Here is a 22167-nt window from a genome sequence, read left to right as displayed (position 1 = left end):
GTATTTGCACGAAATCTAAATTTGTCTTGTCAAATCAAACAGGACGAAATGAAAAAATCCATTCTTTGTACAGCCATAATTCTTTCCTTTAGCATTACAGCCTGTAACAACCAAAACAAATCTAAAACCGAAACTATCCCGGTTGAATCTAATATTAATCAAAAAACAAAAGAAATGAAAAGTCATATTTCAATCTTTGAAATTCCAGCAACGGATGTTTCAAGAGCAGTAAATTTTTATCAAGCAATTTTAGACATTAACATTGAGAAGATAGAAATGCCCGAAATGGAAATGGGGATATTCCCTTATGAAGAACAAATGGTTACAGGAGTTATCATTAAAGCAGAAGGCTATAAACCTTCATCTGATGGTGTAACTATATACTTAAATGGTGGAGATAATCTTCAAATTATTCTTGATAAAGTTGAGAAAAATGGTGGCGAAATAATTGTTCCGAAATCACTTCACGCAGATGAAAGTGGTTATTACGGTCTATTTCTTGATTCGGAAGGAAATAAAATCGGTCTGCATTCACCGAACTAAACGAGTGAAAAAGAACAAACACAGAGCAATGTATATAAAAAAGAGGGCAAATAGTCCTTAAATAAAAGCTTTGGAGTATTTGCAAAGTAGCCATATTTTTAATTTGTATTTTGACGATAAGAAAGTTAAAAAGGAAATTAAAAATATGGCTTCGTGCTTTACCAAAGATTAAGTGCTTAATCAAGCAACAAATACACCCCATTCACTTTAAGATAGATATCAGTTTTAATAACCCACTCAGCACATTTCCCTACATTTCGCGGAATGCTACATTCCAAGAAAAGAGCTTCACTACGCAAGTCTTGGACACAATCCCCAATTTTAGCTTTCCATTTCGTTAACCCTTCCCGCTATGCTGGGAAGGAACACTTCATTCCCTAGCCAAAATAGTGAATCAAGTCCGCTTAAAAAAGGAAATCAATTATCATACAATATACACGCAAGGTAAACTCGTAAAATACTTCCATCAAAAGACTACGGCATAAAGCCATAGCTTCTTCCCTCGCTTATTTATTCCGTTTCCTTTTGAGCCAAGAATTTTAGCTTCCGTTTGGTTTCTGCTCAATATTGTTTAACCCAAAAATTTTAACATTATGAAAAGTACAGCTTTAAAATCCAACATTTCATTAAAAGAAGCCGAAGAACATTACCAATTAAGTAGTGAAAATTATACTATTGAAAGTGCAGAGTGTCATTTAGCTTACTACAGAGAGAAGCATCCCCTTTACTACCAAATACTTTTAAATAATGTTTATTCTAAAAATCAAAAAGTACTTTTTGAAGAGTGAGCTAACTATTCACAAAAGTACTATTACCCTTTTATTTAATGCGAGTTTCATAAGCCATTCAGCACATTCCCCTGCATTTCCCGAAAAGCTACATTTCGGGAAAAGAGCTTCACTACAAATATCTTGGACACAATCCCCAATTTTAGCTTTCCATTCCGTTAACCCTTCCCGTCCCGATAGCTATCGGGACTAGTAAGGAACACTTCATTCCTTTGCCAAAATTGTGAATCAAGTCCGCTTTTCATCGGAAAGTCATCACTTCGGTTTTTTTAACAGGATTTTCGGCGCGGTCTTCTTGAGCCCTTACTCGAAAATCCTTAAAAACCGAACCGCTGCCTTACACATTTTAAGGGGTTTATAATGGATAAAGCCTTTATTGTTTTTCGGTACAGCGAAAAACAGGCACGACATAACCAATTCTAATTTAACCACAGCTGCTTATCTCGCTTAACTGTCGGTACGCTCAAACGCAACTGCGTTTAAAAGAATTGCTAATGCCCTTATGGAACTTGTAAAGACTATACAAGTTTTAGTGAAAAATAAGGTTTCTACTTCCTTGAAAATGCGAGCATTTTACTACGTCGCAAACACACCTGATTTATTCCCTAAAAGTCTTGACAAAACCCACTCTATCCATTGTGCGGCGCACAGAAGAAAAGAACAAACACCCCTTAAAATTTAATTCAGTTTAAATCAAATAAGGGAAATATAAACCAGTCTGTAACAAAGCAGACACAAATCTTTTTATTATGAGTACTATTAAAAATCACGTACAGTTAATCGGAAACGTTGGACAAGAGCCAACCATTACGAACCTTGAAAGCGGAAAGAAAGTAGCCCGTTTTTCATTAGCAACAAATGAGTATTACAAGGACAAAGAAGGCAACAAGCAAACGGACACGAATTGGCATACCGTAGTAGCTTGGGGCAAAACTGCCGAAATTGTAGAGAAGTATGTTGTTAAAGGCAAAGAAGTTGGAATATCGGGAAAACTTAAAACCCGAAGTTATACAAATGATGATAACGAACAACGCTATGTTACGGAAGTTGTAGCCGATGAAATTCTTTTACTTGGAAGCAAAGACGACAAGTAAATCTTAAAATAAAGAGGGCGTTCCCGTGAGAAGTTGCGCCCTCTTTTTCATTATTCACTAATTTAAAAAAGCAAAACAATGAAAGCACAAGTTAACGAAATCAAAGAAGGATTGCAACATTTTCACGGAACGGAAATGTTCTATCAAATCCCATTATTAAGAACACGTTTTACGGACGGACTAAAATATCTTGCTAATGCGGCAGATTGTTTTTGGCTCATTACGGACACTTCCGTAATTGCAAAAAGTCTGATGAACCGAAGCGAATTTATAACCATAGACTTCAAAAGATTGCCCGAAGATAAACAGGATTTTACAGGCTATGAAGCAGAGATAATTTACAGCGATGGCAACGACAATATTTTGGAAAAACACGGATATCGGGCAACCGATTTTCCGCTCGATGAACTGCGTTTATTTTTTGTAAATGATACGCTGATGTTACCAAGCGAATATTAAAATTTTGAAGCTATGATTTACATAAAATTTCAAGATTTGAGCGAGGAAAAACAAGAGGAACTTTTACAGGTTTCGAGAGAACACGTAACACATCTTTATGGGGATTCCATAAAAAAATATGTGGAAGAAACTGGTGCAGATTATGAAAACTTGATTGACGAAGAAATGATTAAAAACTTATACACTTATAATTTTATTTTCAATATGTAGCACCATTAAAATAGAGCATCGAACACCTCTAAAATTTTAGAGGTGTTTTTGTCTGCAATTAATATCAAGTCAAAAAAAAGCGTATCTTTATATCGCTGAAATTCAGCATTCAAATTAAAGTAGGGTTATCCACTTTTCGACTTTCGCCGATAATCTTACACATCGAAAAATAACATATCGGAAAATCATTTTCCCTGAAAATGGCAATTGGCTTTTTAGCCAGATTGTATGGATTTTTGTCCCGCGAGCGGGACGAAAAGGAATAGCAAGAGGGTAACACGCTGCGCGATGTTTCGGATTCCTTTTCGTTTTCAAATAGCTGATAATCAGCGAATTGAATATATTATAATTTCCTGACAGTTAACGATTTGCGACAAACGGGCTGTTAACGCCCATTTTTAGGGATGATTTTGCGACAAATCGGCGAAATATGGACTCATTTATTGGAATTAGATTTAAAAAGGAAACTGCAAAACGTTTCCAAACGTTCTCACGTACTTACTTCAAATCGCACACCGAGGCGATGGCTACAATGCTAGATTTTTTCTTCTATAATGAAATTTCGCCAAAAGAAAAATTAGGTCCAACGGGGCGAACCATCGAAGCTAAATTGCTCAAAAGAATCAATGCGGTTATTGCCATAATGCGAGATGTGGAAAAGACACAAACCAAACCTACGGTGGCTATGATTCAATCACTTTTTGAAACAGAAGAGCCAGAAAAAAAACCGCTGATTGTGGAAAAGAAATATGCGGAAGAAAAGAAAGAAGTGCGCTTTCGCGAAAAGCGAAACTTAAAGAACGAACTCTAATTTTTGAACTATGTATATCACAATCACACCACAGAAATTAGGAACAAATTACTCACAAAGTTCAGCCGATTTTGTAGGCTATTTAGAGAAAGAAAATGAAGGGATAAAGGAAGCAGATATGGAACATTTTTTCAATCAATATGGCGACGAGATTTCCGCAGAAGAAGTGGTAAAGGAAATTGATGGAAACACCGCAAAATTGAAAAAGAAAGAACCTAAATTTTATTCCATAACGGTCAGTCCTTCCAAGTATGAATTGAACAGATTACAGAACAGTCGTGAAGATTTAAAAACCTACACTCGTGAGCTAATGAAAGATTATGTTGCCAGCTTCAATCGGGAAATCAATGGACGACCTATATCAATAGACGACATAAAATATTACGCTAAAATTGAACATCAAAGAACCTTCAAGGGTACGGACTTTCAGATAAAAGAAAACCAACCTTTCGCCACAAAAATACTTCAGCTCAAAACGGATATCCGAAATATTCAAGAAGGACGAGCTGAAGGGAATATTAAGAAAATGGAAAAGGAAATTGCCAAACTGGAACGCCAAGCGCCACATCAACAAAACGGAAAACGGATAGTTCAGGGAATGCCGAAAGCAGGAAACCAAAGTCACATTCATATTATCGTTAGCCGAAAGGATGCTTCAAATTCTATAAGCCTTTCCCCAGGAAGTAAGCACAAAGCATCCGAAGTAGAGATGCACGGAAAAAAAGTGAAGCGTGGTTTTGATAGAGATACATTTTTCGCGAAAGCGGAAAAAACATTTGATAAGACATTTGGATATAAGCGCAATTACGCAGAGACCTACAAAGCTAAAAAGACCTTTGTAAAGAACCCAAACCTATATTTTTCAGCATTGATGAAATTGCCAGCCAATGAAAAAGCATTGGCTTTTAAAATGATAAGTAAATCAGGATTGCCCATAGTGCCGAGTATTCCAGTAAGTCAGGCACAAATAGCGCTTCGAGTTTTTAAGCGATTGAGACGTGGCGCAGAAGTGGCCATCAAATCAAGTTCCATCGGAATCTAATAGATATGCAGATAGACAATCTTATAACGATACTTTCAATTATTGGTTTGGCCAGTACCGTTTTCTATGGAATGTTTCGAGTATCAAAATATGCGTTTGTGTTGAATAGCATATCGCTTTCAGTTCTCGTGTTCTATTTGTCTGAAGGAAATGAATTGATATTTATATTACTTTATTTGGTTTGTCCGCTAATGCTAATTAATATAGGACTGTATGTTTTTCTACATAAAACCGAAAGCCCGAAAAATGGCGACAGCAGATACCAAGTAAACTTTGCAACTACTAAAGGAAATTTCAGATTGGATAATATCAAACGTGGTGCATCCATCATTGGTTCTGCCGGAAGTGGTAAAACCGAAAGCGTGGTTTATGGATTTCTAAAGCATTTTGAAAAAGAAGGTTTCTGCGGAATTATTCACGATTATAAAGATTTTGAATTGACCGAAATGGCATATCCGCTTTTCAAGGATAGCGACATCCCTTTTAAGGTCATTTCCTTCGATAAAATCATTCATAAGGTAAATCCTATTGCGCCACGGTATTTAGAGAATGAGGAAAGCGTAAACGAGGTGTCAAGGGTGTTGATTGAGAATCTATTAGAGCAAAGAGAAAGCGGAACAACTGGCACGACAAAATTCTTCAACGATGCTGCAGAAGGGTTGATTGGTGGTTTGATTTGGAAACTGAAAACGGACTATCCCAAGTTTTGTACGTTGCCACATTTAATTGCGGTTTATCAATTTCTCGATACTAAAAGTTTGATTCAGTTTCTGGAAACCAACACCACATCACGAGCAATGGCAGATGCCTTTATAAGTGGCAAGGATTCTGAAAGGCAGACCGCTGGTGTAAAAAGCACATTGGCAAATGCGCTGAAAAGAATTAGTACACAACGGATTTTTATGGCTTTGTCCGCAGATGAAGTACCGCTAAATATAAATAGTGCTGAAAATCCCTGCGTAATTTCGATTGTGAACAACCCAAAATTCGAAACTTCGTATTCACCAGTAATCGCTACAATTATACACACTATTACAAAGCAAATGAGCGTGCGTAATTCAAAACCATCATTCTTGCTTATGGAAGAAGCACCAACCATTCGTTTATTGAATATGCATCGAATTCCTGCAACATTGAGAAGCTATAATATTTCTACGATTTATGTGATGCAGGATAAAATTCAGAATGATATGATGTATGGCGATAAGGCAAGCAAGGCGATTCTTAGTAATCTATCCTATCAATTTTTCGGAAAGGTAAATGACCCGGACACCGCAAAATATTACGAACGCTTTTTTGAAATCATTAAAGACCCAACCAAGAGCATAAGTCGAGGACATAACCTCGATTTTGATACTCGCATTACTACGGGCGAAAAGGAAATCCCAAAGATTCGGGCGGACGTATTTTTCAGGTTGAAACAGGGCGAGTTTATCACTTATGCAGATGGTAGGGATAAAAAGGTGCAGTTTAAATTAGCCGACATTCAAAGGGAACTTCCTAATGAGACTAAACAGTTTTCTAAAGCTGATTTGGGAGCTAATTTTGAGCGGGTTTATGAGGAAGCACGGTCTATATTTAAATAACGTTAAACACCTTAATTCATTGGGCTAAACGGTTAATAAATGATAATCTTAAAATTATCTTAACCCTTTTTTTGCAACGTGAAATTATACCAATATCTTTAACACTTATTTTTACCACCAAATGACAGAATTAAGCCAAAGAGAAAAGGACTATTTAATAGAAAAATTACAAAAGGGCGAGCAACTACCCGAGGACTTCAAGTACAAGCTTTTCCCCACTATTCAAAAGGAATATGAACTCGTTTATGCTGGAAAAATGCGTAAAGAAGATATTCTTGCAGACGAAGATGGAGTAACTGCCGCACCTTTACAAATTGAAAGAACGTATAACGGCGACCGTGAGTCTTATCCTGACGGTTGGAAAAATATGATTGTATTTGGCGACAACCTTCAATTTCTCAAAACCATTTACAAAAATGAAGACCCACTTATAAAAGACAAGGTTAAGGGAAAGGTTAAATTAATTTACATAGACCCACCATTTGCGACAGAATCTGATTTTTCAGGGTCACAAGGTCAAAAAGCATATACAGACAAGGCTAAAGATGCTGAATTTGTAGAGTTTATACGAAGAAGATTAATTATTGCCAAAGAAATTTTGGCTCGTGATGGAAGTATTTATATTCATCTTGACCAAAAAAAATCTCACTATATCAAAACCATATTAGATGAGATTTTTGGAGAAGGTAATTTTCGTAATGAAATAGTTTGGAAAAGAACAAGTGCTCACAGCGATAGCGGAAAGTTAGGAATAAACTGTGAATTTATTTTCTACTATACAAATTCTGAAAAATATATATGGAATCAGCTTTATGAGTATTATTCAGAAAAACATTTGAAACGCTTTCGTAATCAAGATGAAGATGGTCGTTTATGGACTGATGGTCCTGTAACAGCTAAGGGGTTAAAGGGTTCAGGTTATACCTATGAATACAAAGGCATAAAAGGATATTGGAGATGTCCATTATCAACAATGGAAAGACTTGATTCTGAGAATCGTTTGCACTTTACGAACAAGGGAGGAATCCGGGTTAAAAAGTATTTAGAGGAATTAAAAGGAATTCCGTTACAGTCATTATGGGATACAGTAAATCCCATCAATTCACAGTCCAAAGAGCGAGTTAGTTATCCCACACAAAAGCCTGAAGAACTAATCGAAAGAATTATACGGTTGTCAACCAATAAGGATGATTTAGTTTTGGATTTTTTTGGAGGTAGCGGAACCGTAGCCTCAGTTGCTGAAAAATTAGGTAGAAAATGGATTACTTGTGATATTGGTAAATTTGCTTTTTACACGATTCAAAAAAGAATATTGACAATTCAAAACTCAAAATCTCTAAAAAATAAAACTAAAGATTTTGGCAAGAAGTCAACATCATTTCACACGATTAATACGGGTTTTTACGATATAGAAAAACTATTTTCATTACAACATAAAGAATATCAAGACTTCGTACTAAATCTCTTTGAAGTAACCCCAAAACCAAAAAAAATTGCAGGTATTGAATTTCAAGGAGAACGTAAGGATGGGTATGACGTATTGATTTGGAAATATTGGGAGCATAAGGATGCAGCAGTTGATGAAGATTATTTAGAAATTCTTCACAAAAATATTGGCAAAAAAGTTGGCGACCGTATCTATATTATAGCGCCAGCAAATTCTGTTCAATTTATTGATGATTACTATGAGATAGGGAATGTGCGCTATTACTTTTTGAAAGTACCATATCAAATTATTCAAGAATTGCATAAGGAGAAATTTAAAAAATTCAGACAGCCTACCAGTTCCAGCAACGTAAATTCACTTGAAAATGCAGTTGGTTTTCACTTTATAAGACAACCAGAAGTTAAGTCCTCGTTTGATGATGGTGTAATCACAATAAAGGCTTTTAAAGCCTACTACCCTGATGAAGATACCTTGGAAGATATTCCTGGTCTGGAAGCCTTGGCAATGGTTGTTGTAGATAAAAACTATAACGGCAATGAGTTTTTAATGTCCGATGTATTTTTTGCTGCTGATATTGTTAGTGAGGATGGTAAAGCTAATGTTTCCATTGAAGATTGTGGCTCTAAAGTAAGTGCAGTATATATCGACATTTATGGCAATGAATTCCGCGAGGTATTTACCAATAAAAATACGAAGGGATGATTCAGGAAAAAAAGCGATACGACACAAAAGATTTAATATTAAAAGTAAATCAATTTTATAATCAAAGCGAGCTACCACTTCCTTATTGGGATAGGTTTTTGGATGCACTTTGTGGAACAAGGGAATACCAAAAGAAAGCCATAAGAAGTTCAGTCATTTACTTGGCATCCAAAGAGTATACTAATATTCAAGACTTGGTTTCTAAAAATCATTATCAAAATCCTCAATTACGGGAGAGATATCCTGAGCTTGCAGATTACCACCGTAAGCTACAGTTACCTTCAAAGTTATCTGCGACAATAGACCTTGCTACAGGAACGGGAAAAAGTTACGTAATGTATGGCATAGCACAAATCTTATTAGGTTTAGGCTTGGTCAAAAGAGTACTCGTCTTGTGTCCATCAACGACAATTGAAAAAGAACTGCATAAAAAGTTTTTAGCCTTGGTTTCTGACCCAATTCTAAAAGAAACAATTCCGCCATCTGCAATTATTAGAAATCCGAGTATAGTTGATGGAAGTGTTACCGTGGATGAAGGTGCCATTTGTATTGAAAATGTCCACGCTGTTTACGAAAGGACAGGTTCATCAATTGAAGATAGTTTTGGTTTCAAAAGAGGTTTTGACACGGTAGTTTTGAATGATGAAACCCATCACATTTATAATAAGATTTCAGGTAATACTACAGAAGCAAGAGGGTTAAAAATATGGAAGAAATTTTTATTGGACGATGGTTATAATTTTAAATATATGCTTGGTTTTACAGGTACAGCATATATAGGGAATGATTACTTCAATGACGTTATTTACAGATACTCTTTACGAGAAGCTGTTGATGAAAAATTTGTTAAGAAGATTAATTATGTTTCAGAGGATGATAGCATAAACGAAGACCAAAGATTTCAGAAAATATATCAGAACCATAGCAATAATAAAGTTACTTACAAAAATGTAAAACCATTAACAATTCTGGTAACAAACAATATTACAAATGCCAAAAGACTTGAAACACGATTGGTTGAATTTTTAATGCTGGAAGAAGGTTTGGAAGAACAAGAGGTTCGGGATAAATTGGTTATGACGGTAACTTCAGATAAGGTACATAAGCATAATGTAATTCGTTTAGAGGAAGTAGATGAACAAGACTCTACTGTAGAATGGATTGTGTCCGTTTCTATGCTTACAGAGGGATGGGATGTTAAGAATGTATTCCAAATAGTCCCTATGGAAGAAAGAGCTTTTAATTCAAAATTATTGATTTCTCAGGTTTTAGGTAGAGGACTAAGAGTGCCGCCTGAATATATAAATAATGCAGAAGTTACAATATTTAACCATTCATCTTGGGGCTCAAAAATTAAAGGATTGGTAGATGAAGTACTGGAGTTAGAAATGCGATTGGAGAGTTCTAACTTAATCGATGGCGATAGGAGTAAATTTCATTTTGAACTTTACAATATAGATTACAACAAAATTGAAAAAGCGGTAGAAAACAACAGTAAAGAGAAAGAGTTTAATTATAAAGGTATCATAAACTTAGAATCTTCGGTAGACCAAGTAAGTCAGGAAACAACATATACCAACCTTGCGAGTGATTATAAGAGTGTAGAGTACAAGATTAAAAATAGAATGACACCAATTAAGGAAATCGTTGATAAAATCTATCACGAGTTTCAGACGAGAGAATGGGAAGGTGTTACACTTAAATTACAAGAAGGTCAATACACAAAAAACAACCTTCCGCCCAAAGAAGAGATTACAAAGCTGATAAGGCGTTCTATGGATAAGGTTGGTCTGGAAGGAGATGAATTGAACGAAAAGAATAAACGAAATATTTTTTCTTCATTCAATACGCTTCTAAGACGAAAAAATAAATCGCTTGAATTAGTCAGAATAGCGCAAAAGCCCTTTGTTATCTCAACTAAAGAAAGAATAAAGGAAACATTGTCAATAGGGAATTTACGCCATAATTCTACGGTTATGTATTCAAATAATTACAATGAAGAAGTTAAAGACACAGACGTCTTAAACTTTTTGCAGGAAGTAATTGATGATGGAACTTTTCCTCGTAATGCTACTTTGCAGGCAAATAGTTATGATTTTAAAACACCGGTAGATTTAGCGTTCCTTAACGCAACACCTGAAAGAAAATTTGCTGAAAAATTGGTTAGGAATGAAAATTCCAAAGCCTTGGATGCTTGGCTAAAATCAACTAATCAAAGCTTCTATACTATTGAGTATTCGCTATCAAGTAAATCAGGAAACCATACAAAACAGGGCAAATTCAATCCAGACTTTTTTGTTAAAACCTCAGATACGGAAATAGAATATATTACCGTTGTCGAGATTAAAGATGACCAAGACTATTCTGATTTAAATAAAGCAAAATTTAAATGGGCGACCATTCATTTTCAGGAATTAAATAAACAACTTGAAGAAAATAATGTGAATCAACGCTATAATTTTCATTTCCTAAGTCCTGAGAATTATGATGATTTCTTTGAATATTTGAGAAATGGTAAATTGGTTCAAGGCCTATTTACGAGTAATTTGGATAAAGAATTGAGTACATAGAACTAAAAGAATATGACTGTTGAAAATGTAAAAAAAGCTATTACTTTATTGGAAGCGATAAATCCAGAAAATGAGTACGCTTACGAAAAAGCGGTTTTAGCCTATTTAACCATAGGAAGGCTTCCAGTTTTACAATATGAAATTCCTGCCAAATCAGTATTTTTCAGAACACGCACCCACGAAGACGATGATTTATTTCCATTAATATCCGACATCTCAATAACACCAAATAAATTTGTCAAAGATTTTGCGAGATGTAATAGACCTTTTCAGTCTAAATTCTACTGTTCAGAAAATAGACCTACTTCATTTGCTGAGTTAGTCGAGTATTGGTCTGATACAAAAGATTTTGGCGATAAAGTTTACGTTACAATTGGGCGTTGGCAATTAAAGAAACCCTTAATCGGAATTATAGTAACGACACCCGATAAAGACCATAGAATTTCGGAGTTCGACAAAGAACACGGAGCAGCTATGGAAACTTTCATTGAACAAAGTGACCCTGAAATAAGAGAAGCTACAATCTTATTTTATAGATTTCTTTTCGAGAAGTTCAGGAAATCTGCAAAAAATGACCGAAAAACATATATTATAACAACAGCCTATTGCAACGTGGCTCTTGCTCATTCCGAGGGTAAAGTAGATGGAATTTATTATCCAAGTGTACCTTTTGGCGAACAAGGAATCAATTTTGCGATTAATTCAGATTATATTTTAGGAAATAATCTTGAACTCACACATATCCTGAGAAATGAGTTAACCGTTTCCAAAAATGAAAACGGAAAACACGGATTTACCGAAACTGGAAAAGTAGAAGCTTCAGGATTTGATATCGAAAATAATTTAATAAGCTGGTAAAAAAATAATATAAAATAAATGCCAACTGCATAATAGAAACTAAAACCAACCAAGAAATTTATGTCATTTCAAACCCCTATAACCATTTCTGATGCAATCGAAAAAATAGACTCAAATCAGTTTTTACTTCCAGCCATACAACGAGAATTCATTTGGAATCACTCTAAAATTGAATGGCTTTTTGATTCAATAATGAGAAATTATCCAATCAGTTCTTTTCTATTTTGGAAAGTAGAAGAAACCACGTCAAAAGGATATAGATTCTACAAGTTCATAAATGAGTATCGCGAACGATATAAAACCCACAATGAGGAAATTTCAACAAATGGTATCAGTTCTTTTAATGCGGTCTTAGATGGTCAGCAAAGATTAACTTCTTTATATCTTGGGTTAAAAGGTAGTTTCGGTTATAAAGAGTACCGTAGAAAGTGGGAAGATACAGAATGGAGTATTCCAACGCGCCATTTGTATTTGAACATTACAACTGAACTTCAAGACGAGGAAGATGGCAGAATATACGAATTTAGTTTTCTTGAAAAATCTGAAACAGAAGAATCTGAAATTTACGAAGCGAATGAACAAAAATGGTTTAAGGTAGGTGCAATTTTAAATTATACCGAGGATGAAGCTTTTGATGAGTTTGTAGAAGAATTTGAAAGTAGCTTTTCCCGGAAAGCAATAAGACAGCTAAGGCGAACCATAATGGAAAAGCCTATAATTAATTATTTCCTTGAAAAAGACCAAAGTTTAGATAAGGCGCTAAACATTTTTATCAGGATAAATAGTGGTGGCGAACCTTTAAATTTTTCAGATTTATTAATGTCTATTGCAGTTGCAAACTGGACAAAAAAAGATGCGCGTAAAGAGATTCATAAACTTGTAGATAGTATAAGAGATAAGGGTTTTTCAATATCCAAAGACCTAATACTTAAATCCTTTCTTTATTTGTACAGTCGAGATATTAAGTTTAGGGTTACAAACTTTTCCAAAGGTAACGCAAAGGATTTTGAGACAGAATGGGAAAAGATTAGAGATTCAATCCTATCCACATTTGATTTAATAAAAACTTTCGGATTTACGGATTACACTTTGACTTCCAAGAACTCTGTAATCCCTATCATTTATTATTTGTACCACAAGAATATTTATAGAGATTATTCAACTAAGATAGAGTTCAAAGAGGACAGAGAATCGATAAAAAAATGGCTTCACATAGTGTTGATTAAGAGGATTTTTGGTGGAACATCAGATTCAGTTTTATCTCAAATAAGAAGGACTTTCACGGACAATGTAGTTGAAATGAAAATTAAGCCAGAGATTACTTCTTTTCCTGTCAATTCTATTTTTAATCATATAAGAAAGGATACGAGCGTTGGCGATGAATTTATAGAAGAAGTACTTTTCACACAGAAAGACAATCAGTATGCTTTTTCTATTCTCTCTCTATTATATCCAGATTTAGATTATAGAAATAATAATTTTCATAAAGACCATATACATTCTGCATTTGAGTTTAATAATCTTGAAGCTTCCGACAAAGAAAGCTATGGATGGCACACTTACAATTCTATCTATAACCTTCAAATGTTAGATGCCAATGAGAATATGTCCAAGAGTAATATGAATCTGTTGGATTGGGTTGAGAAAGAAACAAATGAAAATAATAGAACTCAATTTTTGAACGCTCATTTAATTCCAGATGTCGATTTGAATTTGAATGAATATGGAAATTTCCACGAAAAAAGGAAGGCACTATTATTGGATAAAATGAAAACCTTACTAAGCGAAAAAACTGTTAGCGTATAGTTATCTTTATTTCCAAATTGCCAATTTATTTAATTAATGACCGAAACAAACCGCATAGAATACAAACGAGAATTGTCTGATGGACTTGAAAAAGAGGTCATCGCTTTTCTAAACTATCGCGAAGGTGGCATTATATATATTGGCATCGATAAGGATGGAAATACTTACGGATTGGCAGATTCTGATAGCGACCAGTTAAAGATTAAGGATAGATTAAAAAACAACATCCGCCCTTCCGCCCTTGGTCTGTTTGATATTGTGAGTGAGGAAAGGAATAGTAAGAACATTCTAAAAATCATAGTGGCCAGCGGTCCAGAAAAACCATATCATCTTAAAAAATACGGGATGAGCGAAAAGGGCTGTTTTATTCGTTTAGGTTCAGCAGCTGAACCGATGCCACAAAAAATGATTGACGAGCTCTTTGCCAAACGTACCCGAAATTCCATCAGCAAGATTAAAGCAGGACGGCAGGATTTAGGCTTCGGACAGCTAAAAATTTACTACGAAGAATCTGGGTACACCCTTGGTAAACCATTTGCCAAGAACTTGGAACTACTTACTGAAGATGGTGCTTTTAATTATGCCGGCTATCTCTTGGCAGATAAGAATAACACATCAATTAAAGTCGCTAAATATTCGGGTATAACCAGAACAGACTTAATAGAAAGCAACGAATACGGTCACGAATGTTTGGTTAAGGCTACCAAACAAGTGATAGATAAAATTGCGGTCGAGAACAGAACAACCACAAAAATTACAGCCAAAGAAAGACAACAAGCCAATCTTTGGCATCCCATCGCCTTGCGTGAAGCCATCATAAATGCGTTTGTGCATAATGATTACACAAATGAGATTACCCCAAAGTTTGAAATCTTTACCGATAGAATCGAAATCACATCGGCTGGTGGTCTTCCGGAAGGATTGAGCAAGCAAGAATTTTTTGAAGGCTTTTCAGTCCCACGAAACAAGGAACTGATGCGAATTTTTAAAGATTTAGAACTGGTTGAACAATTAGGTTCTGGCATTCCTCGTATTTTAGAACACTACGGAAAAGAGAGTTTTAGTTTTTCAGATAACTTTCTTAGAATGACTTTTATTGCTAAAGAAGCTGTTGTTGAAGAAGGTGGTCAAACAGGTGGTGTAAAGGGTGGTCAAGAAGGTGGTGTAATAGGTGGTGCAATAGGTGGTGTAATTGATTCAACTGAAGCTCTAACTAGAAGACAAAAAGAAGTGCTTAAACTTATTGCAACCAATACTACTATTACTTATACTGAAATAGCTGAAGCTTTAGGTATCAATGAATCCCCTGTGGGCAAACATATAAACGCACTAAAAACTAAAGGCTTTTTAATACGTCACGGTGGCACGCAAGGCTATTGGGAAATTAATCTCAAAAACAATCAGTAAAAGTCCTTTTAAAAAGGAGATTTGTCCTTTGAGCCTCTCGCATCCGCCAGCCACTTGCCATTTTGCTTAACCAGTTTAAAAAGGCCTGGTGTCTTATCATAGGCTGTCGTATATTTTACCCAAGCCACATCACCCATAATGGTATCCTGCAAAACAGTAAAGTTTGAATCATCCTTTACCGTCGCATTAAACATATTTATAGTATTCATATAATTAGAATATGCCTGTGGTGTTGAGTTGGCTTTTAAAGCTTCCTCATCCTTTTCATAAAAGCTTTCAATAACAATCTGGGCTGTAGCACTTGGCCCAGAAACTTTAGTATCAGAATCGGCACAAGAAAGGAACAACAGTACGAGTGAGAAAACAATAATTTTTTTCATAATATTTTAATTTGGGTTATTGATATATCTATGTGATATTTTCATTTCTATATTGCGTTCGCCATCTTTCTCGTTCAATTCTAAAATCGCCCTACGGTCATTAGATAATGAAAATTTGGGCAATACATAAACGAAGCGAACCGTCTCACTTTTTGCAATTTTTGAAGGCAGATTGTGTTTGTACGTTGGTTCTTGATACAGGCGTTGTAACGATTTTCTTTTCCCTTTTTGTCTTGTTTCAATCGAAAGGTTCAAGAAATTCAAATCGTAATCCAAAGTAGAATTATTCTCAATCTGGATAACGAAGTAGAGTTCTTTCTTATCAAAAACAATATTCTCAACACTCAAAACGATACCTTCATTTCGCTTTTTAATTCGACCTATACGCTGGTTTCTGTTAAGAAGATACGAGCAGAATTTTTGGTAGTAATACGTTCTATTATCTACACGTTCTTCAGAGGATTCAGCAAGAATCGAATCGACCTTAATCGGTTTCTCATTCCCTATACTATTAGATAACGGAATGAAATAATTGAGCTTAGATAGCTGTTTTTTATATCTTACAATATACGAAAAAATTGAACCATTTCTATTGACTACCAGTAGATTACTTTCTTTGCCAGGCTTTGCTTGAAGAAGTCCAAAATACTGTTCTTTTTCACGGTTGTAGGTAAAAACAAAATTATCTGAACCGGTTATACCTTGCCGAATAGGTTCAGGGAAGAATAATGCAACGTTTTTGGTGTCGTTGGCATATATGGTATCGAGGACTGTAGTTGTTTGCGCTTTCGCGAAAGCGAAACTTAAAACAAGAGTGGAAATTATGATATACTTTTTCATAAGAGTGTGTTTTTAAATGCCCATTATGGGCTCATAATTTAGGTTTTAGAATTAATTTATAATTATTCAATACCGTAACTTTTACGTTTCGGTTGTTACGTCTGAGTACTTTGGATATACCACCAACTTGTGGTACGGTGGGAATGTTGATATCGCCAATAATATCGTCCAAGACTTCGGTGGTGGCTTCAGCTCGAAAATTGTTCTCGACATAAATGCCCTCACTACCATCTGACAAATCGAATGCTTTGAGTTTAGTAGGATGGTGCTTTATATTTTCAATTTCAATTAAAGCTCGATTGGGCTGAAAGCTGATAAACCCAAAAATTGGTGTGTTATTCGGCATCTGCTTACCATTTATTATTGCAGGTTTGGTAAGGCGCATTCGTAATCTGGTATTCGCTTTGACTATTTGGTCGCCATCTACTACTACGTAAATTGTTTCATCAGTATTACCGATGATTGAAAACTCGTTGGGTTTTGGCGATGCGGCAAAGAACAATTGATGTTCTAAGCCTAATTCTTTGGCTTCAATTTTTTGTTCTCGTTTGATTTCTGATGAATCGATTTGTTTTGTGCTTTTTTGAGCAACTTTTCTCTGTCCCAGATTTTGATAGCGTTTTTCAGAATATCGAATTTTGCCAGCATCGTAAATACTATCCACAATACGTTCTTTTTCACGTTCGGGCAAATCTGGGTCGTAAAAGCCCAACGAGTCTATAAGCTTTTCATCATAGATGCTGGGTGCGTTATTTTCACGCACTTCCTTTAAATCATTGATGGCATCCAGTTTAGAATCGTACTCTTTTTGGTTTTCCTCTAAATCGGGAATTAATGTTTGTTGTAGGCTTTCGTTCTCGCTATCATCATCGCCCATTACCATTACGGAATAGGAAATAAGGAATATGAAAATCACCGCCAATACTGCTGCAAATACTATTTTGTTCTTTTCTACTTTCATAATCTTGGTTTTTTAAATGCCGATTTTCGGCTCAACTATCATCATTCAGTTTTTTTAAAGTGTTTTCGAAGTAATTTGTAATTAGAAGTCCGTGCGGATTGTTGGGAAAGTTTCGGTCAACCATAATCAGGTTTCCAGTTGAAAACAGTTCGTAGGTGTCAATTATTGAACCTCTGTTAATTTCAAAAATGGTGGTGGTTGTAAAACTATACGAGCCATTATTTTCGTTTATCCTTGAGTCAATACTCAATACTTTTTGAACCAATGAATACTGAAGCAACCTGTTGTAAACACCATCGGCTTTTTTCTGGCGGTAAAGATTGTCCACAGAACTATTGCCTAACCAAAGTGCTTTTTCCAAATTCCTTTCATAGTTACTGGCATCGATGTTATAGAAGTAGTTGTGGAACAGTTCTAAATGTGCCAGAGCTTCGACTCTAAAATTCTCTTTTTGAGTTACGAGCTTCAGGGGAATTATACTGCCATCTGTATTGATGGCAAAAGCACTATTGAGCGCTTTTTGATTTGTATTGAATACCATCCAAACTGAAAAGGTACTGGACAGTAAGGCACAGACAACAACTGCCAAAACGATAAACCGATTCAATTTTAGGACGTTATAAATATTCTTGTATGGTGTTTTCATATTCTTATTTTTAATCTGCCTTAGGCAGTAAACAATCGGAGTGTAAAGGACGTTGCTCGTTTGTACAATTTGAATTTCAGGAAAACAATAAATGCAACAGAACCTAATTGAACCACAGGCGCAAAAAAGCCTTGACCTGTATCGGTACCAAATAAGTTAACCCAAAAATTGGTGTTGATTTCCGTATAAATAGCGTTAACAAATACATTGACTAAAAAGAATGCCGGCACTAACATATATACAGCAGCATACAACTTGAAGAATGTATAAGCAAGTGAACGGAATTTTTCAAATACTGCAAGGCTAATGACCAAAGGGAAGAACGCTTGCATTATCCCCAAAAGGAAAAAACGCTCTGCCAAGAATAGCGGATAGATGAACAAATCCAATATCCAGAGTATTGTACTTAAAATGAAAGCTAATATCTTGAACCCATATAAGGGTGTTACCAAGGCCTCATACAAAAGCGTCATTGCTGAACTCGCAGCATCAAAAAGACTTACATCTTCCTCTAACGGAATATCCTGCATCTGTAATGGCAATAATGCAGGTGCAGTCCCTCGATATTGACTTTCGATGGCCACTAAAATTCCATCGAAAAACCCTAATACCTGCGTTGAGAATATGACCAGAATAACAATAGCAAAATTCTTTGCCAGTTCACCAGGACTCAATCCCCAAGTGTACCCGTCTTTGTCCGCAATACCTTCATTGTACTTTTTAAGGATGTTGACCAGAAAGAACAGGACAGCAAGCGTTTTCATTCCGGCAATAGTATATTGCGAGAAGCTACTGTTCTGAATGGTCTGAAATACCGTATCGATATATTCCAATCCAATTCCTAAAAGTATGGTTGCGGTCATTTTTAATATCCTGTTTCGCGGTTATTTACTTTATCCTGCATTTTTCTGAATGAAATGATATCACGATAGCGTTTCGTTTTTGTAGTGATGGTAGAAACCATTTGCTTTGATTCCAGTTCTTTTTCTTTCAAAATTGCGGCACGCTCTGCATCGCTCATTTTTAGATAGTCGCTTGATAGAACTTCATCAATAAAATCTACCGTGTCCAATGAATTTTGAACTATAGCATCAAACGATTCCATAACCCTGCTTACTTCATCTGGCTTTATATAAGGCGAGTTTAAAATGTCCTGTAAATCATTTTGCATTACCTGAATAAGGCGTTGATTGTTGTCTGCAATTTCTTGAACTGCTCTAAGTTGCTGAACCACATTTGAAACCTTTTCGATGGCCTCTTTTGCATCTTTTAAGAATTTTACAGACTTAATCATTTGAGCAGTCTGTTTACCCGATTCAATCAGTTGTTTTACCAAGCTGATAAAATTGGTATTGTCATAAGTGGGCATTCCTTGGGCAGTAGCGTTGCCCGACATAAATAAGGTCAATGCTACTGTCATTACTAAAATTTTGAATTTTGTCTTCATAATGTTATGTTTTAGATGTGAATTGAATTATTGCTTTTTCCATATCGTGATGCTCGTTGTAGAGCTTTATTATTTCTTCGTTTTCCTGTCCGTCGGTTAAGTAAGCCGCATAGACTTCCTTCGGAACTTCAAGACGGAAGATGTTACTTTCCCTACCGATTTTAATGAACATTTCGGTGTACTTCCGTGGCCCGGAAAGGTTGTTTTTGATGGACTTTAATTGGTTTAAATCGTGGCTTGAAAGATTAAGGCGTTTGACCAATTCGGCATAGCCTTTTTCGTTGTTAAGGCTGTAAATGACCTGTGTATTTTCAAGGATGCTTGCAGATGTTGAATTGTTGGGAAGTTGATTGATGGATTGAAGAATGATACCAATAGCACCGTTCTGTTTACGGATGGCTTGATAATAGAATTCTACGCTTTCAAGAACGTTCTCGAACTTCAGTTGCTTGGCAAACTCGTCAAATAGGATGATACCTTTTTCAGCCCTATTTTTCCAAATGGTTCTTTGGATGGCTGACTTAATCAGCTTCAACATTACGGACAGGATTTCCTTATTGTCTTTGACTTCATCGAGTTCAAAAACAATCAAACGTTTGTCCTCTATTTTATAGGTTTGGTCTTCACTCACTTCAAACAGAAAACTATATAGACCATCGCCGACATATTCGGACATTACGTGCAAAAAGCTGGTAACGTTGAAGTAGTCGGGATGGATTTTTAGGGTGTCAAGAAGATCCTCTTGATTCCTTTCTATAAAATTGTAAAATCCTTCGAGCGAATGATTTTCTGAAATGCTATTGTAATAATGACGCAATATTTTTTTGACTGAAACCGACTGTGCTTTAGTAACCTTTAAATCTGAAGCGAACAGCTCAAAAAGGAAAACAGACAAATCTTCCAATCGTTCAGGTGTCAGATCATTTGTATCACTTATATAAAAAGGATTGATGCCAAGATTTTTTCCACTTTCGTACCGAAGTACCGTATATTTTTCAGGATATAGTTTGGCAAATTTAGTGTACGAGCCACCCAAGTCGATAATGACCAGACGAACACCACTTTCAAAGTATTGGCGTAAAATATTATTGGCTAAAAAGGATTTACCCTCGCCCGTTGGTGCGAAAATGGCAAAATTCCGAGCCTTGATACGTTTTTTTCGCTCGTCCCAAACATCTTTTAGAACAGGAATATTATGCTCTCTATCATTGAAGATGATTCCGGTAGTATCAGATTTGTAATTGGTATTATTGATGAATAGGCATAATGCGTGTTTTAAATCGGTAACATATAAATCGTTGTTCGAGAAATTGGACGAAAAACAGCAGTAACTGTTTAATATATAATTCTTGCGCTCTTCGCCTCTCGGATAGTATGGAATAATATCCAGTTCCTTAAATTCAGTTTTAATTTTTGAAGTTATTTTGTCTAGGTCTTTGGCTTCTTTAGACCAATACACAATATTGAGATGACCACGAATAATCCGTGCATTGTCATCGGCATTGATTTGGTCAAGAATATGTTGGATTTTCCCCAAAACCACTTTGTTCTGTGAACCGAAATTGGAACTCTTGTTAAGTTCCTCGACTTTCTTGTCGAGCAGCTTGCGCCACTTTTGTTTGTCGTCGAGATATAAAATCTGATTGACAATGTGGTTTTCGTTAAGCGTAAGCCCTAAGCCATCAATAAACCCTTGATGAAACACAAAATCGTCAGATGTGAATTTCTCATTGGTTTTGCTACTCTGTACACTTTCGCCAAAGCACAGTTCGCTATTGATGGCAAGGGCATCAAAATGGTTTTCGCCAATATTGACGCTTTTCTTATCTAATAGAATGTCGGTATCGAAGCCTTCGTTGAAGCCATTGAAATAGCCATTTGTGAGTTTCTGAATCCCTTCCGCTTTAAGCGGAAGGAATGCCATCTTTCGGCTATTATTGATAAAGGAAACAGAATCGCTTACAGAGTTTACAAAACTCTTAATGTTATCGTCCAGTTCCTGTACAATTCCCTTTGAAATTTTTCTAAAGGGATTGACATATTTTGAATTGTTGAGCGCTTTGTTTTTGGTCAAGATGAAAAACAAATAGCACTTGTGCTCAATATGTCCACGACCTTTAAAATGCTCGTGCGTTGCTTTTTCTAAAAATGTTTTATTCGGAAGCTGTTCAGAAGAATAGGATTTCTTCAGGTATATATCCTGTTTATGAACCACAGTTCCCACAGGCAGCGATTTCAAAGCCTGAAACCAAGCACCGTGCATATCTTCAAAGTCCTTTTCGGAAAGCGAATAAATTTCAGGTAGATTCCCTGTATAGCACAAGACCACATTGCCATTATTGGCAAAGACGATATTGTCCTGAATATCTACGATGGGCTGATATGCCGAAAGGTTAATCTTATTCATAGTTAAAACCTGAATTTCTTTTGTTACTTATAATTTTTGGAAAAGCGTTGGCTGTTTGAAAAATCTGTGGGTTGTGGCTAATTCTTGTCAAAGCCACATAGAGCGCAGCGTTAAAAACGAGAATACCTATAATCATCACGAAGCTGAAAGAGAAAATTACTAT

The 22167-nt window shown here is 35.7% G+C and carries 20 protein-coding genes; 13 read left to right on the top strand and 7 right to left on the bottom strand.

Annotated elements, in window-relative coordinates:
• Positions 1-48: 48 nt before the first annotated feature.
• From DZ858_RS05200 to DZ858_RS05140, 13 genes are all read left to right on the top strand, one after another.
• On the top strand, positions 49-543 hold the full coding sequence (locus tag DZ858_RS05200) for a VOC family protein (RefSeq protein ID WP_076547074.1): 495 nt from the start codon (positions 49-51) through the stop codon (positions 541-543).
• Between the two features lie 593 nt (positions 544-1136).
• Entirely contained in the window at positions 1137-1331 is a 195-nt protein-coding gene (locus tag DZ858_RS05195; protein ID WP_076547075.1) for a hypothetical protein, read from the top strand.
• 749 nt (positions 1332-2080) lie between these two features.
• The gene (locus DZ858_RS05190) at positions 2081-2425 is read left to right on the top strand and encodes a single-stranded DNA-binding protein (RefSeq protein ID WP_026813265.1); all 345 of its coding nucleotides are present in this window, start codon (positions 2081-2083) and stop codon (positions 2423-2425) included.
• 78 nt (positions 2426-2503) lie between these two features.
• Positions 2504-2884, top strand: a complete 381-nt coding sequence (locus DZ858_RS05185) for a DUF6876 family protein (RefSeq protein WP_076547076.1) — start codon at positions 2504-2506, stop codon at positions 2882-2884.
• Between the two features lie 12 nt (positions 2885-2896).
• Positions 2897-3094: a hypothetical protein gene (locus DZ858_RS05180; protein WP_076547077.1), complete on the top strand. Its 198-nt coding sequence runs from the start codon at positions 2897-2899 to the stop codon at positions 3092-3094.
• Positions 3095-3524: 430 nt separating this feature from the next.
• Entirely contained in the window at positions 3525-3905 is a 381-nt protein-coding gene (locus DZ858_RS05175; RefSeq protein WP_076547079.1) for a BfmA/BtgA family mobilization protein, read from the top strand.
• Positions 3906-3915: 10 nt separating this feature from the next.
• The gene (gene mobB, locus DZ858_RS05170) at positions 3916-4947 is read left to right on the top strand and encodes a MobB family relaxase (protein ID WP_076547080.1); all 1032 of its coding nucleotides are present in this window, start codon (positions 3916-3918) and stop codon (positions 4945-4947) included.
• Between the two features lie 5 nt (positions 4948-4952).
• A complete protein-coding gene (locus tag DZ858_RS05165; RefSeq protein WP_076547081.1) occupies positions 4953-6533 on the top strand; it encodes a type IV secretory system conjugative DNA transfer family protein in 1581 nt (526 codons plus the stop codon).
• A 121-nt stretch (positions 6534-6654) separates the two neighbouring features.
• The gene (locus DZ858_RS05160) at positions 6655-8682 is read left to right on the top strand and encodes a site-specific DNA-methyltransferase (RefSeq protein ID WP_076547082.1); all 2028 of its coding nucleotides are present in this window, start codon (positions 6655-6657) and stop codon (positions 8680-8682) included.
• Complete coding sequence (locus tag DZ858_RS05155; protein WP_084181969.1) at positions 8679-11252, top strand: DEAD/DEAH box helicase; 2574 nt, start codon at positions 8679-8681, stop codon at positions 11250-11252. The genes DZ858_RS05160 and DZ858_RS05155 overlap by 4 nt, the downstream gene beginning before the upstream one ends.
• A 12-nt stretch (positions 11253-11264) precedes the next feature.
• The gene (locus DZ858_RS05150) at positions 11265-12110 is read left to right on the top strand and encodes an RES domain-containing protein (RefSeq protein ID WP_076547083.1); all 846 of its coding nucleotides are present in this window, start codon (positions 11265-11267) and stop codon (positions 12108-12110) included.
• Positions 12111-12170: 60 nt separating this feature from the next.
• Entirely contained in the window at positions 12171-13916 is a 1746-nt protein-coding gene (locus DZ858_RS05145) for a DUF262 domain-containing protein (RefSeq protein ID WP_076547084.1), read from the top strand.
• Positions 13917-13952: 36 nt separating this feature from the next.
• Positions 13953-15323 (top strand): RNA-binding domain-containing protein, encoded by a 1371-nt coding sequence (locus DZ858_RS05140; protein WP_076547085.1) that lies wholly within the window; start codon positions 13953-13955, stop codon positions 15321-15323.
• A gap of 8 nt (positions 15324-15331) precedes the next feature.
• On the opposite strand, the gene DZ858_RS05135 is transcribed toward DZ858_RS05140, so the two are convergent.
• The 7 genes from DZ858_RS05135 to DZ858_RS05100 are packed head-to-tail and all read right to left on the bottom strand — an operon-like array spanning position 15332 to position 22004.
• Positions 15332-15703: a hypothetical protein gene (locus tag DZ858_RS05135; RefSeq protein WP_076547086.1), complete on the bottom strand. Its 372-nt coding sequence runs from the start codon at positions 15701-15703 to the stop codon at positions 15332-15334.
• A gap of 6 nt (positions 15704-15709) precedes the next feature.
• Positions 15710-16543, bottom strand: a complete 834-nt coding sequence (locus tag DZ858_RS05130) for a DUF4138 domain-containing protein (RefSeq protein WP_076547087.1) — start codon at positions 16541-16543, stop codon at positions 15710-15712.
• A gap of 31 nt (positions 16544-16574) precedes the next feature.
• The gene (traM, locus tag DZ858_RS05125; RefSeq protein WP_076547088.1) at positions 16575-17504 is read right to left on the bottom strand and encodes a conjugative transposon protein TraM; all 930 of its coding nucleotides are present in this window, start codon (positions 17502-17504) and stop codon (positions 16575-16577) included.
• A 31-nt stretch (positions 17505-17535) separates the two neighbouring features.
• Positions 17536-18150 carry a conjugal transfer protein TraK gene (locus tag DZ858_RS05120; RefSeq protein ID WP_076547089.1) on the bottom strand — a complete coding sequence of 205 codons (615 nt, stop codon included), beginning with the start codon at positions 18148-18150 and terminating at the stop codon, positions 17536-17538.
• Between the two features lie 20 nt (positions 18151-18170).
• Positions 18171-19013 carry a hypothetical protein gene (locus tag DZ858_RS05115; RefSeq protein ID WP_076547090.1) on the bottom strand — a complete coding sequence of 281 codons (843 nt, stop codon included), beginning with the start codon at positions 19011-19013 and terminating at the stop codon, positions 18171-18173.
• Positions 19014-19015: 2 nt separating this feature from the next.
• A complete protein-coding gene (locus DZ858_RS05110; protein WP_076547091.1) occupies positions 19016-19597 on the bottom strand; it encodes a conjugal transfer protein in 582 nt (193 codons plus the stop codon).
• Between the two features lie 4 nt (positions 19598-19601).
• Positions 19602-22004, bottom strand: coding sequence for a TraG family conjugative transposon ATPase (locus DZ858_RS05100; protein WP_076547092.1), 2403 nt, complete (start codon positions 22002-22004; stop codon positions 19602-19604).
• Positions 22005-22167 lie beyond the last annotated feature (163 nt).

The organism is Marixanthomonas ophiurae (assembly GCF_003413745.1).
GTDB lineage: Bacteria > Bacteroidota > Bacteroidia > Flavobacteriales > Flavobacteriaceae > Marixanthomonas > Marixanthomonas ophiurae.
This window is presented reverse-complemented; position numbering and strand designations above follow the sequence as displayed.

What these genes read in the sequence shown, in the direction of transcription:
- DZ858_RS05110 (WP_076547091.1), bottom strand. Translation starts at nt 19,597, where the DNA reads ATGAAGACAAAATTCAAAATTTTAGTAATGACAGTAGCATTGACCTTA.
- DZ858_RS05200 (WP_076547074.1), top strand. Translation starts at nt 49, where the DNA reads ATGAAAAAATCCATTCTTTGTACAGCCATAATTCTTTCCTTTAGCATT.
- DZ858_RS05145 (WP_076547084.1), top strand. Translation starts at nt 12,171, where the DNA reads ATGTCATTTCAAACCCCTATAACCATTTCTGATGCAATCGAAAAAATA.
- mobB (WP_076547080.1), top strand. Translation starts at nt 3,916, where the DNA reads ATGTATATCACAATCACACCACAGAAATTAGGAACAAATTACTCACAA.
- DZ858_RS05180 (WP_076547077.1), top strand. Translation starts at nt 2,897, where the DNA reads ATGATTTACATAAAATTTCAAGATTTGAGCGAGGAAAAACAAGAGGAA.
- DZ858_RS05185 (WP_076547076.1), top strand. Translation starts at nt 2,504, where the DNA reads ATGAAAGCACAAGTTAACGAAATCAAAGAAGGATTGCAACATTTTCAC.
- DZ858_RS05190 (WP_026813265.1), top strand. Translation starts at nt 2,081, where the DNA reads ATGAGTACTATTAAAAATCACGTACAGTTAATCGGAAACGTTGGACAA.
- DZ858_RS05135 (WP_076547086.1), bottom strand. Translation starts at nt 15,703, where the DNA reads ATGAAAAAAATTATTGTTTTCTCACTCGTACTGTTGTTCCTTTCTTGT.
- DZ858_RS05195 (WP_076547075.1), top strand. Translation starts at nt 1,137, where the DNA reads ATGAAAAGTACAGCTTTAAAATCCAACATTTCATTAAAAGAAGCCGAA.
- DZ858_RS05160 (WP_076547082.1), top strand. Translation starts at nt 6,655, where the DNA reads ATGACAGAATTAAGCCAAAGAGAAAAGGACTATTTAATAGAAAAATTA.
- DZ858_RS05130 (WP_076547087.1), bottom strand. Translation starts at nt 16,543, where the DNA reads ATGAAAAAGTATATCATAATTTCCACTCTTGTTTTAAGTTTCGCTTTC.
- DZ858_RS05150 (WP_076547083.1), top strand. Translation starts at nt 11,265, where the DNA reads ATGACTGTTGAAAATGTAAAAAAAGCTATTACTTTATTGGAAGCGATA.
- DZ858_RS05165 (WP_076547081.1), top strand. Translation starts at nt 4,953, where the DNA reads ATGCAGATAGACAATCTTATAACGATACTTTCAATTATTGGTTTGGCC.
- DZ858_RS05100 (WP_076547092.1), bottom strand. Translation starts at nt 22,004, where the DNA reads ATGAATAAGATTAACCTTTCGGCATATCAGCCCATCGTAGATATTCAG.
- DZ858_RS05120 (WP_076547089.1), bottom strand. Translation starts at nt 18,150, where the DNA reads ATGAAAACACCATACAAGAATATTTATAACGTCCTAAAATTGAATCGG.
- DZ858_RS05175 (WP_076547079.1), top strand. Translation starts at nt 3,525, where the DNA reads ATGGACTCATTTATTGGAATTAGATTTAAAAAGGAAACTGCAAAACGT.
- DZ858_RS05155 (WP_084181969.1), top strand. Translation starts at nt 8,679, where the DNA reads ATGATTCAGGAAAAAAAGCGATACGACACAAAAGATTTAATATTAAAA.
- DZ858_RS05140 (WP_076547085.1), top strand. Translation starts at nt 13,953, where the DNA reads ATGACCGAAACAAACCGCATAGAATACAAACGAGAATTGTCTGATGGA.
- DZ858_RS05115 (WP_076547090.1), bottom strand. Translation starts at nt 19,013, where the DNA reads ATGACCGCAACCATACTTTTAGGAATTGGATTGGAATATATCGATACG.
- traM (WP_076547088.1), bottom strand. Translation starts at nt 17,504, where the DNA reads ATGAAAGTAGAAAAGAACAAAATAGTATTTGCAGCAGTATTGGCGGTG.